Here is a 16,475-nt window from a genome sequence, read left to right on the forward strand (position 1 = left end):
GCGCCTGCCCGTGTCGTGTCCACGGTACCGAGCGGTCTGAAAAGGACTCGGAGAGCGCGCCGGATATGCCGTTTTCGCAGATATACCAGGTGCCAACGAGCCGGTCGGTCCGTACCGTATGACCTTGGCACCGAAAGACTCCGTGTTCTTCGGACAGACCAGTCCACGGCGAGAGAGGCCTACGTTGGCTACGTATCTTTACAGGTTGGGGAAGTTCGCTTTCCGCCACAAGTATCTTGTGGTGGCCGCGTGGATTATCGTGATCGCGGTGGTGGGGGGCGCTATCAGCGCCACAAATCCGACGTTCTCCAAAGAATTCAACCTTCCGGGCACCGATTCACAGCGTGCGACCGAGTTGATGAACGAGAACTTTGCAGCTGCAGCGGAGCAGCAAACTCAGGCGTCGACCAGTATTCTCATCGCGGCAGACGACGGGCTTGCCGCGCACAGCGATCAGATCGATCAGTTGATCGCGCAGGCGAAGACGTTGCCGGACATCGTCGATCCCGAGAAGATCGTCAATCCGGTCACTCTCGCGGAGGCCAATCCAGCGGTGGCGTCGGCCGTTCTCGGCGACAACGGCAAGGTCGGGCTGATCCAGCTCAATCAGTCGATTCGCATCGAGGATCAGACGCAGGCCAACAAGACCGCGTTCCTCGACTTGATGGCAAAGTTCCGCACCGGCGGCTTGCAAGTCGAAGGAACCGGCTCGATGATGCAGGTGCAGGCCGCGGGCGGTCTGTCGGAGATGCTCGGCTTCGCGGTGGCGTTCATCGTGATGATCGTGGCGTTCGGTGCACTCATCGCGGCGTTCATCCCGTTGTTCACTGCAATTCTGGGAATTGCGCTGGCCACTCTTACTGTCACCCTCGGCTCGGGCTTCTTCGACATCAACGAAGGCGTCACGGGAATCGTCACGATGATCGGCATCGCAGTCTCGATCGACTACGCGTTGTTCATCGTGTCGCGTTACCGCAGTGAGCTCAATTTGGGCGGAACGAGGGAAGCCGCTGCCGGGCGCGCAGTGGGTACTGCCGGTTCGTCTGTCGTATTCGCAGGCCTGACAGTGGTGGTTGCGCTGGCGGCCCTGGCGGTGGTCGGGGTTCCGATGATCACGCAGATGGGAATCTCGGCAGCGGTTGCCGTCATCATCGCTGTGCTCGGCGCAATCACATTGATCCCAGCGGTTCTGGGTATCTTCGGCCGATTCGCGTTCTCGCCTCGTATCCCCGGGCTGCGCCACGGTGACGAGCCCGAGACGATGGAATCCAACGGACATCGCTGGGCCAAGATAGTCACCAAGTACCCGTGGCCGATCGCGGGTGCTGCGCTGGTGCTTCTGGTGATCGCGGCTATTCCGATGACGAAGCTCGAACTCGGACTCTCGTTCACTCAGGACGAAGAGCGGCCGGCACTTGCCCTGTTGCAACGTGGGTTCGGTGAAGGCGTCAATGGCGAATTGTTCGTCGTGCTCGACGCGCCTGACGGCACCGACATCACCGCGATTGCCGAAGGCACTGTCGCGCACATCAAGGGCATCGACAACGTCGCAACTCCGGATCAGTTGATGTGGGTCGGAAACGGACCGGACGCAGCAAACCCGATGGCGGGCGCCAACTCTGCGCTGATCGCGGTCACCCCGCAGATGTCGCCGAGCGGCCCCGAAACCCACGAGCTGATGAATCAGATCCGGGATTACGGATCGACGGTGAAATCGGAAGGCGCAGAACTCGGTGTAGCGGGGCAAACCGCGATCGTTGCCGACATGTCGTCGAAGCTCAGTTCCGCGCTCATCCCGTATCTCATCGTGGTTGTGGGGCTGGCGTTCATCATCATGATGGTCGTCTTCCGCTCGATCCTGGTGCCGCTGACCGCAACTCTCGGATTCCTGTTTTCCGTCTGTGCGACCTTCGGCGCCACGGTGGCCATCTTCCAGGAGGGCGACTTCGGGCTGATCGAGCACACACAACCCATCATCTCGTTCCTGCCGATCTTCATGATCGGTGTGGTCTTCGGGTTGGCGATGGACTATCAAGTGTTCCTCGTGACGCGAATGCGCGAGGAATACGTGCACGGATTGTCGGCCAAGGACGCCATCATCTCCGGCTACACCCATGGTGCTCGCGTGGTCGCGTCGGCGGCCATCATCATGATCTCCGTGTTCGGCGCATTCATGCTGTCCTCGGAGACGACAAGCAAGATGATGGGCTTCGGCCTCGCGGCGGCAGTCTTCTTCGACGCCTTCATCATCCGCATGATCGTGATACCTGCGGTCATGTCGATTCTCGGTGATTCAGCGTGGAAGTTGCCGGCGTGGCTCGACAAGATCCTGCCGAACGTCGACATCGAGGGTGAAGCGATTCGACGGATTCCGATCGAGCAGGATCCGGATTCCGATCCAGATCCGAATCAGGTGCCTGTGAGGGTGTAAGCACTCGGGTCGTTAGAACGGGGTGCCGGTTGCACAGCAACTGGCACCCCGTTCTTCTGTGTTCATACGGAGCCCGCGCGATAGGAAACCATCCGGTTGGTAACAGAAATTGCTGTGATCGCGACAGGAATTCCAGAGGCGACGCGCATCGGGGGCGAGCCGTGACGGTGACTGCGAGGGTACGTGTCGAAGGAGCAAACCGATTCGAATCGGGTGGAGAAGTGGACCTTCGCGCTGACGGTCGTCTCCCTGATCGCCGGCGGGACAGTGGTTGCCGGGCTGGTGGATCGGTGGATCAGTTCGCCGTCCGATGACATCTCGGTAGCTGCGACTTCGTCGATCAGCATAACGTCCACACCGGAAGAGATGGCGCCGGAGGACCTGCCTGAATTCTCGTACGTCACGCCGAGCGCGGTGTACCCGACCACGATTCCGGGTTGTGAAAGCGTCGAAGCGCCGGACGACGAACAGGGAATCTCGATCTTCACATCGACAGGTGGCGACGACGCGTACGACGACCCACGTTTTCCGTGGTTTTCCGGCGCCAAAGCTGTATCGATGTCGGATGCGGTCGCCGATGCGATTCCGGACGGCGTCGAGATCAAGTTCGCCAGTCCGAGCCGATCACTCCAGTTCGGTCCGATCTCGGCACCGTCGACCTCGGACGAGTTGCCCGAGGGATGGACGATCGAGGATCTGGCGTCCACTGATGCGTCGGCGACAATACTTCGAGGCGAGGCCAGTGGTGGACTGTCGGTCTCGGTCAACAGCAGTAAGGCGCCGGTTCCTCCGTGCATTGCCGGTTCTCTCGTCGAACGTCGCTCACTCGCCGATGGTTCAGTTGTGGACGTGCAGGACTCGTGGAGTGAAATCAACGGACAACGCACTCTCTCTCGTTCGGCGTTCCTTTACGGCATCGATGGCACACGAGTTCACGCCTATCTCGATGACACTGCCGATCGAGTCGGCGCCGAGGTTCAGGCAAGCGGCGCGCTTCCACTGACCATCGACGAACTGGTGTCCTTGGTCAGCCTGCCGCAACTGCGAATCACGACGCCTGCTCCGCCGGGTACGGCACCGCTTTCGCCCGGGTGCCACGGGATCCCCCGAGACCCTGGCGACGTGGCCGAACTCGATCGCGCGACGATCGAACGTCTCAACGCGGTACTCGAAGTCAGATGGCGCGCTGTACCTCCGGGTTTTCCGATTCTTGATACCGGACCGGGCACTTTGACGGTGGCGGAGAATGACAAGTCCACTGCATGCCAGAGACTTCTCACCCGGACGGGAGACAGCGAGTCGACGCTCAACATGACAATTACCGGCGGACAACCACTCCCTACGGAGCCCAACAAATACGACCCTTCCTACGACGGGCACCCCTTGGATGTCGTGACGCGACCGGATGGATCCGTGATCGAGCGAGACGAACGGAACTACGCGACCGTGCCCATGACAAATGACGGCTCGAAAGCAGAATCGACGCAGGAAACGAGTAGGTCGGTGGTCGTCAGCCGCCCGAATGGGACCCAAGTCTCGGTTTCGTCGTCGGCTGCGATCCCGAACGTGCCGATGACGTTCGAGCAGTTGGAGTTTCTCGCGACGACCGAAGGCTTGGAGATTCGATGAGCACCAGATTCTCCCCGAAATCGCGACTTCGGATCGCGGCCGCCGCAGCCGTAGTCACCGTCACTGCCGCCATCGCCACGGTGGTCACGTCGACGAGTTCCGACCCGACAGCGATCTCGTCGCAGCTATGGAGCGTCGAGGCCTCCGAGATTCTCGGGCGCGAGTTCGCGATCTTCCGGAGCCCGCTTGTTGGAACCGAATTCAACATGGACATGGGCGGATTCATCGACGCCGGATCACTCGTGGTCACGATGATCGGTATGCCGGACCGCCAGGCATACTCGTTGGACGACGCGGAATTGGTCGCACTCGATGCCGACAACGGCACTGTCCGTTGGCGCACGTCGGCGGTCGACGTCGGTGGTTGCTCCGAGACTCTGCTCGGCAGTTCGGTGCTGTGTTTCTCCGGGCCGTACGTATCCGGTGGTTCGTACTCACTTTTCGACATCGAGACAGGAGAGCGTCGAGACATCAAGACGCCGTGGGCACCGATCATCGCGGTTATCTCGGGTGACACGGTCCTCGCGCTCGAGGGTGATATCGAGAGCAACGACGTTCGCGTGCACAGCGGAACCGTCGACGATCCGGAAGCGAACTGGTCCAAAGCGTTCGACGTCGGTGGATCGTGGGAAGCCGGATACGTCGATCCGGTGATGTCGGTGCACGGCGCTCTGGGCGTGATCACTCTCGACGAGTCTCTGGGATTCGATCTGAAGACGGGTGAACAGCGCTGGGTGCACGGTTACTCCACCTGCTCGACCGCGCACACATCGTCGGACGGCGTGACATTGGTGTCGGATGGCGGTTGCGAAGGCAATGGCCGTCCGACAAGTGAGTACGCGCTCGATCAGAACGGGCGCGAGTTCGCCAGGACAGACGAACTGCCCTCGGAGTCCTCGTACTACGGCGGGCGATACAGCCGAGATAATCCCGCAGGAGGATCGACTCCGATCATTCTGGGACACAGCGGTTTCGACCGGACTTCGGGTGAGAAGTTGTGGTCCAACAGTGAAGTCTTCGACACCGCACAGTCGTTGGCGGTGATCGGCAACGTGGTTGCCGTGACCCGTTCTGGTTCCGAGCCCGAGGTCCAGTTCGTGGACCTGCTCACCGGTGAGGTCCTGTGGCGATCGAACGCCGAGCGCGCCGGGGAGGTTGTCTGGCACGGCGATGTCGTTATCGACGAGGGAAACGTCTACGGAACGAATGTCCGTACAGGCCAACGTAGTTGGGAAATTCGGGTGGACCGGGACGGGGACGACGAGTTCACGCCTTGGATGATGCCGCGCGAGCTGTGGGCGGGGGAGAAGGTGCTATTGCGTTCCAGTGAAGACCGCATCACGGCGTTGAAACTGTCGTGAAATTCGGTGGCTGCGAACCTTCGGTGATTAGCGAAATTCGATGGGTTACTGGTGAACTGGCATGATTCGACCTTTCGACATGCCGAACAAGCGCCTGAACTCCAGGCGCTCCTGCTCGAAGTTGTAGATGCGGTAGACGGGCCACACGAGCGCGTGGAGCATCGAGTCGCCCCAGATGGTCAGTTTGAGGCGCCAATTCATGATGTTGTGAAGGTGCAGAACCGATTCGGATGCTTGGTTGTACTTCAGGTACTCCAACGGAGGGGTTTCACCGCGTCGACCGGACGTTTCTGCTCGCATGTCGGCGATCTGACCGATCGTCATCCCTTCCTCCCGAAGGCACAGTGAAAGGTCGATATCTTCGTGGATGTCCGGCCGGTCACTGACTTGCTCGCGGACGGACAGCCATGCGCTCTTTCTGATCGCCATGTTCGCTCCGGCGACAGCGAGTACTTGACGTTCGCAATCGAACTTCCCCTGTTTCACCTGCCTGTCCAGTGCGTAGCGGTGGATTCGAGCAAACGGCGATTCGAAGAGGTAGGTGAGTCCGGCAACCGCTGAATGAGCGGTGCTGCGTTGGAAGAAACCCTTGACCGCATCTGCCCATCCCGGTTGTACTCGTGTGTCCGCGTCGATACGACCGATGATGTTGCCGGTCGAGGCGTCGAAGCCCGCGTTCCGGGCGTGTACGACGCCTTGGCGGGCCTCGAAGACATATCTGACTTTGTCGTACTTCTCGGCGAACTCCTGGATGATCGATGCAGTACCGTCCGTCGAGTTGTTGTCGACAATCAGAATCTCATCGATTTCCGACTGGGTCAGTAGACGCTCGACGCAGCCGGAAACCGCGTTCTCTTCGTTGAATACCGGAACAACCACCGAAAGTCGATTAGTGGACAAGTGTTCAATATCCTGCATGGATGCGGTCACTGTATTCCTTTGCTGGGCAATCGGGTCCAGTCCTTCGCAAAGGTTACGATAGCAATAGGTGACCATTCGGACAATTTGAACCGAGGGCCATATGACCAATCCTGCAACAGCTTATTGCGGGAAACTATCAGCATAAGTGCAGCTGGCATGGCATAAATGCATGCAGAATAAGCCTTTCGGAACTGATTGATTTTTACCCACTCGAGTCTATTCGTCGGTCGAACACCGGACTTTAGTCCTTCTAATTCCGGCAAATATAATGCTGCCCGTTCGCTGAATTGTGAATCGCCACTGCGGCAACCGCCGGGCAATATCTGGATGTCGCAAGTTGCTTTTCAGTGAAGTGGAGTCGGTGCAGCGCAAGTGTCGTATTTGTAGATTCAACGGTCCCTCGTCGGCCGGGTTGTCGCCATCTGCAAATATTTGCTTTTGTAGCTGTCGGTCTGGATTTTCCAGTGAAGTCTGCCCCCCGCGACTCTTCAGCACCGATTTCCGATGTGCAAACAGCAGCCGGCACCTACCTATCGGGTCAGGATGCCTTCGGTTTCGGGTGCCGGAACGGTTTTCCCCGTGATCGAATCGACTTCCTCGAGCGGTGGAACGTCTTCTCCGTCGAGCACTCGGCGCATGCGCTCCTTGTCGAGCTGCCCCTCCCAATTGGCGACCACGAAGGTTGCGACACAGTTCCCGAGCAGGTTCACCGACACCCGCATCGAATCCATGATTCGATCGGCGCCCAGTAGGAGAGCGACTGCGGCAACTGGAATTGCGCCGTGACCGATTGCGGCCACGGTGGCCGACAGCGCCAGGAATGACGATCCCGGCACGCCGGCCATTCCCTTCGAGGTGAGCATCAGAACCAGGACGGCAGTGATCTGTTCACCGAGTGTCAGGTCCACGCCGAGTGCCTGCGCCAGAAACAGCATGCATATCGACAGGTACAGCGTCGCGCCGTCGAGATTGAACGAGTAGCCGGTAGGCACCACCAATCCTGTTGTAGTGCGCGAGCATCCGGCGTTGGTGAGCTTGACCATGATTCGGGGCAGAACTACTTCGGTCGACGCCGTTCCCAAAGCGAGGAAGAGTTCGTCCTTGATGTACTTGACGAACTTCCACAGGTTCACGCCCGCGAGGTACCTGACTATCGCGGCCAGGATGAGGATGAACAGGACGGCGGCGAGATAGCATGCGGCGATCAGCTTTCCGTAACTTCCGAGCGAAGCGATCCCGTACTGACCGACGATGTACGCCATCGCGCCCAAAGCGCCCAACGGCGCCAGTCTCATGATCCAGCCGATAATCGTGAAGAACAGATGGCTCAGACGATCGACGAGTTCGAACACGATCGGTGGTCCACTCTCGCCCGCCTTGGCCAATGCGAGCCCGAACAGTACGGCGAAGAAGAGGACTTGGAGGAGTGCGTTCTCGGCGAAGGCCGAAACTATCGACACCGGAATGATATTGAGCAGGAATTCGACGGTGTGGGGAAGTTCGCCACTTCCGGTCTTGGCGGCCACGGCGTCCGCACCGTTCGCCAGCGTCTCCGGATCGATGTCGAATCCCGCACCCGGCTTCATCAGATTTCCGATGAGCAGCCCGAACAACAGGGCGAAGGTGGTCACGACCTCGAAGTAGATGAGTGCTTTGACGCCGATACGCCCCACGGCCTTCAGATCCCCGACGTGGGCGATCCCGATCACAACGGTGCAGAAGATGATCGGCGCGATCAGCATTTTGATCAGCTTGATGAACCCGTCGGCGAGGGGCTTGAGGTTCGCGCCGAATTCCGGCCACAACCAGCCGATGAGAACACCGATGACGATAGCGGCGATCAATTGCACGAACAGTGATCGGTACCAGGGCGGCTTGTTGGCGAGTCGCGCGAGCTCGCTGTTCGGCAGTTTTACGGAAGTTGGCATGGATGGGAACGGTAGGTCCGCTTGATTGCGAAAAAATAACTCGCGAATGTCGTGGATGTAACGCGTCGAGGTTGCATCTCGGACAACAATTCGGTCAACAAGCGACAGTTGTGTGTGACTGTGGTTATTGTTTCTCTGAGCGGTGATCTTCCGTCCGCGTGCATGCACGACGTGTGAGAGGGGCTGTCATGGGGCAAATTATCGGAACCATCATTTTCGGCGCAGTCATCGGAATCCTGGCTCGTCTCGTACTGCCAGGTAAGCAGCAGTACGGCATGATCGTGACCGTCGTGCTGGGTATCGCCGGAGCGCTTATCGGGTACTGGGTCTGGGGAGCGATCTCGGACAAGGGCGACACGGGTGGAATCGACTGGATCCGCTGGATCATCAGCATCGCCGCGGCGGCCGTGCTCTCGATCGGCTACAGCGCCGTCACGGGCAAGAAATAGCAAGCCAACGCAATTCGCGAAGTGCGCCCTCCCGAAGTTCGGGAGGGCGCACTTTTGGTTTGCCCTAGTTGTCCGACCCCAGTTGTGAGCGAACGGCACTTTCGTCGCCTCAGATGCGCCGAAAGGCGCGTTCGCTCAGGGGAGGGGGACCGAATTCAGAGCGCCCGTCGCTGAAGATGCAGCGCCTCGAGGAACTGCGCCGGCAGATCCTGCTCGAGGATTTCGTCGTCAGGATGCGGTAGCGCTTTGATTTTGGCGAACTCGTCGTTGAGTCGTTCCATCTTGACGTCCAGGCGGTGTGCCGCGGCTGCAGCCTCGGTGAGTTCGTCGAGGAGTTCGACGGGAACCTCGCGGTTGTACTTGTAGTAGATCTTGTGTTCGAGGCTCGCCCAGAAATCCATCGCGATCGTGCGGATCTGAAGTTCGATCGGTACGTGCCTGACGCGGTCACTCATGAAAACCGGGACCTCGACGATCAAGTGCAAGCTCTTGTAGCCGTTGGGTTTCGGATCGGCGATGTAGTCCTCGCGCTCGATCACCCGAAGGTCCGTCTGGCTGGTGAGCATCTCGGCGATTCGGTACGTGTCGGAAATGAAGCTGCAGGTGATACGTACTCCAGCGATGTCGAAGATGTTCTTCGAGATGTCGTCGATCGTGAGCGGGATGTTCAGGCGTTGAGCCTTACGCAGGATGCTGTCCGGCGACTTGACCCGTGACGTCACGTGTTCGATGGGGCTGTACTGATTGATGTGAGTGAACTCGTCCTTGAGGATGTTCACCTTGGTCATCAGTTCGGAGATTCCGAATTGGTACAACATCATGAAGCGGGAGAACTCGGTCCGCAGTTCGGCGAAATCGGCCCTGCTGACCCCACTGCTGTCTTCCACGTTCGGCACCCTCATCTGTTAGCTGGTGTAACCAGTCTGCCACCGATTGTGCCGTGTCCGGTTTCAGTGGGTGCGCAGTGCGGCGAGCGTCATATCCCGCAGGACTCGACGCGCGCGTGCCGGCGAAGCGGGGTTGGCGCTGTGAGGGGTCGAGTTGATCAGACCGAAGGTGGCATGCGCTTTGATTCGTGCGTCCGCCTGATCGAGTTGGGGATCGAGTTGCTCGAGCACCCCGACCCACACCTCGACGTACTTGCGCTGCGTCTGGCGTACCTGTCGACGCGCGTCGGCCGGCAGGCTTTCGAGGTCGCGGTCCTGGATGCGGATCAGGTCCGGCTCGCCGAGCGCGAAGTCGAGGTGGAACTCCACCAGTGCGTCGAGTGCGGCGCTCGGTGAGTCCGCTGCCTCCGCTGCCGCAGAGCCGCCTTCGTGCAGGCGCGTGCTGATGCCGACGAGAAGTTCCACGAGGACGGCATCCTTGTTGGGGAAATGCCGGTACACGGCCGGGCCGCTGATGCCGACGGCGGCGCCGAGGTCTTCGAGTCGCACACTCACGAATCCGCGCTCGGCGATCAACCGGGCGGCGGCGTCCAAGAGCTGACGTCGACGGTCGGCCTTCATCTGATCGCGTCGCGTCGGAGCTGCTACCTGCTCAGAGGTCATTCTCTCGATCTTTCTTCGCTTGTGTTCTGGACAACTCAGTTAATCATAGTTAATCTAGTTTCAGTTATCGAGCATTAACTCATGGCGAAGGCGGCGGGATGACTCCCAGTGGAATCACGCAAGGATCGGGCTACCGGTCCGATCACACCGTTCTGGTGGACGAACTGAAGAAGAAACTGGCGCAAGCAGCGCTGGGTGGCAACCAGCGCTCTCGCGAGCGTCACGTGAGCAGAGGGAAGTTACTGCCGCGAGATCGCGTCGACTCGCTGCTCGACCAGGGCAGCCCGTTCCTCGAGCTGTCCCCACTGGCGGCCAACGGCCTGTACGACGACGAGTGCCCGGGCGCCGGCGTCATCACCGGTATCGGTCGTGTGTCGGGTCGCGAGTGCGTCATCGTTGCCAACGACGCGACGGTCAAGGGCGGCACCTACTACCCGATGACGGTGAAGAAGCACCTGCGCGCGCAGGAAGTTGCGCTGCAGAACAACCTTCCCTGCATCTACCTCGTCGACTCCGGCGGCGCCTTCCTGCCGCGCCAGGACGAGGTCTTCCCGGACCGTGAGCACTTCGGCCGGATCTTCTACAACCAGGCGACCATGAGCGCCAAGGGGATTCCCCAGATCGCCGCGGTTCTCGGTTCGTGCACCGCGGGCGGCGCCTACGTGCCCGCGATGAGCGACGAAGCAGTGATCGTCCGCAACCAGGGCACCATCTTCCTCGGCGGCCCGCCGCTGGTGAAGGCAGCCACCGGCGAGATCGTGACGGCGGAAGAGCTCGGCGGCGGCGACCTGCACTCCAAGGTTTCCGGCGTCACCGACCACCTGGCCGAGGACGACCGCGACGCACTTCGGATCGTGCGCAACATCATTGCCACGCTCGGCCCCCGGTCCGAGCGCCCGTGGGACGTCATCTCCACGGTTCCGCCCGTCGCCGATCAGAGCGAGCTGTACGACGTCGTTCCGACTGATCCCCGTACTCCGTACGACGTGCACGAGGTCATCACCAAGCTCGTCGACGGTGGCGCGTTCCAGGAGTTCAAGGCTGAATACGGCAAGACGCTCGTCACCGGTTTCGCGCACATCGAGGGCCACCCGGTCGGCATCATCGCCAACAACGGCGTGCTCTTCGGCGAATCCGCCATGAAGGGAGCACATTTCATCGAACTGTGTGACAAGCGCAGTGTGCCGCTGCTGTTCCTGCAGAACATCGCGGGCTTCATGGTGGGACGCGACTACGAGGCCGGCGGCATCGCCAAGCACGGCGCCAAGATGGTCACGGCAGTCGCGTGTGCGCGGGTCCCCAAGCTGACAGTTGTCATCGGCGGCTCGTACGGCGCCGGCAACTACTCCATGTGTGGACGCGCGTATTCACCTCGCTTCCTGTGGATGTGGCCGAACGCGCGCATCTCGGTCATGGGCGGCGAGCAGGCAGCTTCGGTGCTCTCGACGGTTCGTAGCGAGCAGCTCGACAGCGCGGGTAATCCGTGGTCGGCCGAGGACGAAGAATCCTTCAAGGCGCCGATCCGCGAGCAGTACGAGGCTCAGGGCAATCCGTACTACTCCACTGCGCGGCTGTGGGATGACGGTGTCATCGATCCCGCAGATACCAGAACTGTTCTCGGCCTGGCCCTTTCGGTGTGCGCGAACGCGCCGATCGAGCCGGTCTCCTACGGCGTCTTCCGGATGTGAGCGAAATGACTGAGTTGCGCACTATCGATACTGTTCTCGTGGCCAACCGCGGTGAGATCGCGGTTCGCGTGATCCGCACGTTGCGTGAGTTGGGAATTCGCAGCGTCGCCGTCTACAGCGACGCCGACGCGAATGCTCGCCACGTCCGCGAGGCCGACACTGCCGTCAACATCGGACCGGCCGCGGCGCGTGAAAGCTACCTCGTCATCGACAAGGTCATCGACGCTGCCAAGTCCACCGGTGCTCAGGGTATTCACCCCGGTTACGGCTTCCTGTCGGAGAACTCGGCATTCTCGGCTGCCTGTGCGGCTGCCGGAATCGCCTTCCTCGGCCCCTCCGAGCACGCCATCGAGGTGATGGGTGACAAGATCACCGCGAAGAATGCGGTTGCCGCGTTCGACGTGCCGGTGGTCCCGGGTATCGCTCGCCCGAATCTGACCGACGAAGAACTGATCGCAGCGGCCGAGGACATCGGCTACCCGGTGTTGGTCAAGCCTTCGGCAGGCGGCGGTGGCAAGGGAATGCGCCTGGTCGAGGATCCGGCCAACCTGGCCGAGGCTCTTCGCAGTGCCCGTCGTGAGGCCGCGTCGTCGTTCGGCGACGACACCCTGTTCCTCGAGCGATTCGTCCTGCGGCCCCGGCACATCGAGGTCCAGGTTCTCGCCGACCAGCACGGCAACGTCGTCCACCTCGGTGAGCGCGAATGCAGCCTGCAGCGGCGTCACCAGAAGGTCATCGAAGAGGCTCCGTCGCCGCTGCTCGATCAGGTGACCCGTGACCGGATCGGCGCGGCAGCCTGCAACACCGCTCGAAGCGTCGATTACACCGGCGCCGGCACCGTGGAGTTCATCGTCTCCGCCGACAAGCCGGACGAGTTCTTCTTCATGGAGATGAATACCCGACTGCAGGTCGAGCATCCCGTCACCGAAATGGTGACCGGACTGGATCTGGTCGAATGGCAGGTCCGTGTGGCAGCAGGGGAGAAGTTGGCCTTCTCCCAGAGTGACATCACGCTGACCGGGCACGCCATCGAAGCTCGTGTGTACGCGGAGGATCCGGGCCGTGGATTCCTGCCGACCGGCGGCAGCGTCGTCGATCTGGTCGAGCCGTCAGGTTCCGGCGTGCGCGTCGATTCCGGACTGCTCGCGGGCACCGTCGTCGGCAGTGACTACGACCCGATGCTCAGCAAGGTCATCGCCCACGCTCCCGACCGCGCGGGCGCACTGCGCAAGCTCGATCGCGCACTCGGTGACACCGCAGTGCTCGGAGTCGTGACCAACATCGAATTCGCACGGTTCCTCCTCGCTGATCCGGATGTGATCGCGGGCAACCTCGACACCGGTCTGCTCGATCGTCGCGTCGAAGACTTTGTCGCAGCCGACGCCTCCGACGAGGTACTCATTGCTGCCGCGGCGTATCGCTGGCTCTCGCGGTGGACAACTTCGGAATCCGTTGATCCCTGGGACGTCCCGAGTGGGTGGCGCGTCGGAACTCCCGCTCCGACCAGCATCAGGCTCTCCGCCGGCACCCGAACGGCGCACGTTGCGATCGTCGGCGTTCCCGCGGATGCAAAGGTCGAGGTCGAAGGTTCACAGCCTCGCGCATTCAGCGCGACCCTGACGGGATCCGAACTGGCGGTGGTGATCGACGGACGTCGACGCACGTTTGTCGTCGCCCAGACCGATGGCGGTCTGTGGCTGGCAGGCGGCGGAACCTGGCACGTGCGCGAGGTAGCCGAAGTCAGCGTTCGCGGTGAGGACAAGCATGCCGGTGACGCCGAAATCGCCAGCCCCATGCCCGGTGCCGTCATCGCAGTCAACGTCGAGAACGGCGCGGCAGTGAGCGCGGGACAACCACTCGTCGTGGTCGAGGCCATGAAGATGGAGCACTCCTTGACGTCCCCGATCGACGGGATCGTGGAAGTGCTTGTCCGTCAGGGCGATCAGGTGATGGTGGATCAGGTTCTGGCCCGCGTGGTACCTGTCGCGGACGAAGAGACTGCAGAAGTAAAGACCGAGAACACGACGCAGAAGGAAGACGCCTGATGTCCGATTACCTTGCCACCGGAGCGCTTCCGGACGAATACCAGCAGCTCGCCAAGACGGTTGCGGATTTCGCGAAGACCGTAGTGGCACCGGTTGCTGCCGAGCACGACGCCAACCACACCTTCCCGTACGAGGTAGTGGCCGGGATGGCCGACATGGGACTGTTCGGCCTGCCGTTTCCCGAGGAGTACGGCGGAATGGGCGGCGACTACTTCGCACTCTGCCTGGCGCTCGAAGAGCTGGGCAAGGTCGACCAGAGCGTCGCGATCACTCTCGAAGCTGGTGTGTCCCTTGGTGCCATGCCGATCTACCGTTTCGGTAACGAGGCACAGAAGCAGGAGTGGCTTCCGCAGCTCACCAGCGGCAAGTCGTTGGCTGCCTTCGGCCTGACCGAACCCGGTGCGGGTAGCGACGCCGGCGGAACCAAGACCACCGCGAAGTTCGACAGCGGTGAGTGGATCATCAACGGCAACAAGCAGTTCATCACCAACTCGGGCACCGACATCACCAAGCTCGTGACGGTCACCGCGGTCACGGGTGTCAAGGACGGCGGCAAGAAGGAGATCTCGACGATCCTCGTGCCGACCACGACGCCCGGCTTCACGGCCGAACCGGCGTACAACAAAGTCGGTTGGAACGCATCCGACACCCATCCGCTCACGTTCGCCGATGTTCGTGTCCCCGAAGAGAATCTGCTCGGTGAGCGCGGCCGCGGCTACGCGAACTTCCTGCGCATCCTCGACGAAGGCCGCATCGCTATTTCCGCGTTGAGCGTCGGTGCCGCCCAGGGCTGCGTCGACGAGTCGATCAAGTACGCCAAGGAACGCGAGGCGTTCGGTCGCCCCATCGGACACAACCAGGCCATCGCGTTCAAGATCGCGCGTATGGAGGCTCGTGCCCACGTCGCACGTACCGCGTACTACGACGCGGCCGCACTCATGTTGTCGGGCAAGCCGTTCAAGAAGCAGGCGTCTATCGCCAAGCTGATTTCCTCCGAAGCTGCCATGGACAACGCCCGTGACGCCACGCAGATCCACGGCGGATACGGCTTCATGAACGAGTACGCCGTCGCGCGCCACTACCGTGACAGCAAGATCCTCGAAATCGGTGAGGGAACGACCGAGGTGCAGTTGATGCTCATCGCTCGTGAGGCAGGGCTGTGACGAACCCCAAGAAGATCACTCAGCGCGGGCTCTGGTTCGAGGAGTTCGAGGTCGGCGCGATCTACGAGCATCGCCCAGGCCGGACGGTGACCGAGGCTGACAACGTCCTGTTCACGACTTTGACCATGAACACGCAGGCGTTGCATCTCGATGCCGCGTACAGCGAGGACACTCAATTCGGTGTGCGGCTGGTCAATTCGATGTTCACCCTGTCGACCATCGTCGGCCTGTCCGTCGCGCAGTTGACGCAGGGCACCATCGTGGCGAACCTCGGTTTCTCCGAGATCAGCTTCCCGAAGCCGCTCTTTCACGGCGACACCTTGTATGCCGAGACGCTCATCGCGGACAAGCGCGAATCGAAGAGCCGTCAAGGTGAAGGCATCGTGACGCTCGTGCACACCGGGCGTAACCAGCACGGTGACGTCGTCGCACTGGCCACGCGCAAGACACTGGTGCAACTGCGTCCGGCAGAGGTGTCCTCATGACGTGGACACCGCCGGGGCCGGCGTGGTTGTTCTGCCCGGCGGATCGTCCCGAGCGCTATGCGAAGGCCGCGGCTGTTGCCGACGTCGTGATCCTCGATCTCGAAGACGGTGTGGCTCCGGCCGACAAGGAAGCCGCACGTGCAGCCCTGATCGACACGCCTCTCGATCCGGAGCGGACGGTCGTGCGCGTCAATCCGGTCGGTACGCCTGATCACGAACTCGATCTGATCGCGCTGGACGGCACACACTATTCGCGTCTCATGCTGTCCAAGTGCGAATCGGCCGAGGACGTCCTCTCGCTCGCACCGGCGGACGTGGTTGCGCTCGTCGAGTCCCCGCGAGGAGCCCTCGCCGTGGCCGACATCGCGCTTGCTGCGAACGCCATCGGTGTCATGTGGGGAGCCGAGGATCTTGTTGCCGGTCTCGGCGGCAACTCGAGCAGGCACCCGAACGGTTCGTACCGCGACGTTGCCAAGCACGTCCGATCGACGTCTCTCCTGGCCGCGAAGAGCTACGGCCGGTTGGCTGTCGATTCCGTGTACCTCGACATCAAGGACCTCGTCGGCCTGGGCGTCGAGTCCGCTGATGCCGTCGCAGTCGGCTTCGACGTGAAGGTTGCGATCCATCCGAGTCAGGTCGAGGTCATCCGCGGGGCCTTCGCACCTTCGGAAAAAGAGATCGACTGGGCCACACGAGTGCTTGCCGCGGTGTCTACTGAACGTGGTGTGTTCGCGTTCGAGGGCAAGATGGTCGACGCTCCCGTTCTCCGTCACGCCGAGAAGCTTCTTCACCGAGCCGGAATCTTTCAGCAGAAGGAGAACTAAC

At 61.3% G+C, this 16,475-nt stretch carries 13 protein-coding genes; 9 read left to right on the top strand and 4 right to left on the bottom strand.

Annotated elements, in window-relative coordinates; translation table 11 throughout:
• Positions 1-184 precede the first annotated feature (184 nt).
• The 3 genes from P0M12_RS21470 to P0M12_RS21480 all read left to right on the top strand — a co-directional run bounded on the left by P0M12_RS21470 (position 185) and on the right by P0M12_RS21480 (position 5,421).
• Positions 185-2,431: an MMPL family transporter gene (locus P0M12_RS21470; RefSeq protein WP_277377930.1), complete on the top strand. Its 2,247-nt coding sequence runs from the start codon at positions 185-187 to the stop codon at positions 2,429-2,431.
• 183 nt (positions 2,432-2,614) lie between these two features.
• Positions 2,615-4,060 (top strand): hypothetical protein, encoded by a 1,446-nt coding sequence (locus P0M12_RS21475; RefSeq protein ID WP_277376793.1) that lies wholly within the window; start codon positions 2,615-2,617, stop codon positions 4,058-4,060.
• Positions 4,057-5,421, top strand: coding sequence for a PQQ-binding-like beta-propeller repeat protein (locus P0M12_RS21480; protein WP_277376794.1), 1,365 nt, complete (start codon positions 4,057-4,059; stop codon positions 5,419-5,421). Before P0M12_RS21475 ends, P0M12_RS21480 begins: the two co-directional genes overlap by 4 nt.
• A 45-nt stretch (positions 5,422-5,466) precedes the next feature.
• Here the strand turns inward: P0M12_RS21480 and P0M12_RS21485 are convergent, their stop codons facing one another.
• Both P0M12_RS21485 and dctA read right to left on the bottom strand, forming a co-directional pair.
• Positions 5,467-6,321 (bottom strand): glycosyltransferase family A protein, encoded by an 855-nt coding sequence (locus P0M12_RS21485; protein ID WP_277376795.1) that lies wholly within the window; start codon positions 6,319-6,321, stop codon positions 5,467-5,469.
• A 551-nt stretch (positions 6,322-6,872) separates the two neighbouring features.
• Positions 6,873-8,270: a C4-dicarboxylate transporter DctA gene (dctA, locus tag P0M12_RS21490; protein WP_209921411.1), complete on the bottom strand. Its 1,398-nt coding sequence runs from the start codon at positions 8,268-8,270 to the stop codon at positions 6,873-6,875.
• Positions 8,271-8,458: 188 nt separating this feature from the next.
• Here dctA and P0M12_RS21495 point away from each other — a divergent pair, with 188 nt between their 5' ends.
• Entirely contained in the window at positions 8,459-8,719 is a 261-nt protein-coding gene (locus P0M12_RS21495) for a GlsB/YeaQ/YmgE family stress response membrane protein (RefSeq protein ID WP_003942027.1), read from the top strand.
• 155 nt (positions 8,720-8,874) lie between these two features.
• Here the strand turns inward: P0M12_RS21495 and P0M12_RS21500 are convergent, their stop codons facing one another.
• Both P0M12_RS21500 and P0M12_RS21505 read right to left on the bottom strand, forming a co-directional pair.
• Positions 8,875-9,606, bottom strand: coding sequence for a GTP pyrophosphokinase family protein (locus P0M12_RS21500; protein ID WP_007730187.1), 732 nt, complete (start codon positions 9,604-9,606; stop codon positions 8,875-8,877).
• Positions 9,607-9,669: 63 nt separating this feature from the next.
• Entirely contained in the window at positions 9,670-10,269 is a 600-nt protein-coding gene (locus P0M12_RS21505) for a TetR/AcrR family transcriptional regulator (protein ID WP_003941968.1), read from the bottom strand.
• Between the two features lie 98 nt (positions 10,270-10,367).
• Between P0M12_RS21505 and P0M12_RS21510 the strand changes: the two genes are divergently transcribed.
• The 5 genes from P0M12_RS21510 to P0M12_RS21530 are packed head-to-tail and all read left to right on the top strand — an operon-like array spanning position 10,368 to position 16,474.
• Positions 10,368-11,957, top strand: coding sequence for a carboxyl transferase domain-containing protein (locus P0M12_RS21510; RefSeq protein ID WP_007730188.1), 1,590 nt, complete (start codon positions 10,368-10,370; stop codon positions 11,955-11,957).
• A 5-nt stretch (positions 11,958-11,962) separates the two neighbouring features.
• The gene (locus tag P0M12_RS21515; protein WP_042453639.1) at positions 11,963-14,002 is read left to right on the top strand and encodes an acetyl/propionyl/methylcrotonyl-CoA carboxylase subunit alpha; all 2,040 of its coding nucleotides are present in this window, start codon (positions 11,963-11,965) and stop codon (positions 14,000-14,002) included.
• Entirely contained in the window at positions 14,002-15,165 is a 1,164-nt protein-coding gene (locus P0M12_RS21520) for an acyl-CoA dehydrogenase family protein (RefSeq protein ID WP_007730190.1), read from the top strand. Before P0M12_RS21515 ends, P0M12_RS21520 begins: the two co-directional genes overlap by 1 nt.
• The gene (locus P0M12_RS21525) at positions 15,162-15,650 is read left to right on the top strand and encodes a MaoC family dehydratase (protein WP_054186882.1); all 489 of its coding nucleotides are present in this window, start codon (positions 15,162-15,164) and stop codon (positions 15,648-15,650) included. Before P0M12_RS21520 ends, P0M12_RS21525 begins: the two co-directional genes overlap by 4 nt.
• On the top strand, positions 15,647-16,474 hold the full coding sequence (locus P0M12_RS21530; protein ID WP_003942031.1) for a CoA ester lyase: 828 nt from the start codon (positions 15,647-15,649) through the stop codon (positions 16,472-16,474). The genes P0M12_RS21525 and P0M12_RS21530 overlap by 4 nt, the downstream gene beginning before the upstream one ends.
• Position 16,475: the final 1 nt, after the last annotated feature.

This window comes from Rhodococcus sp. RCBS9, assembly GCF_029457415.1.
GTDB classification, from domain to species: Bacteria; Actinomycetota; Actinomycetes; order Mycobacteriales; family Mycobacteriaceae; genus Rhodococcus_F; species Rhodococcus_F qingshengii.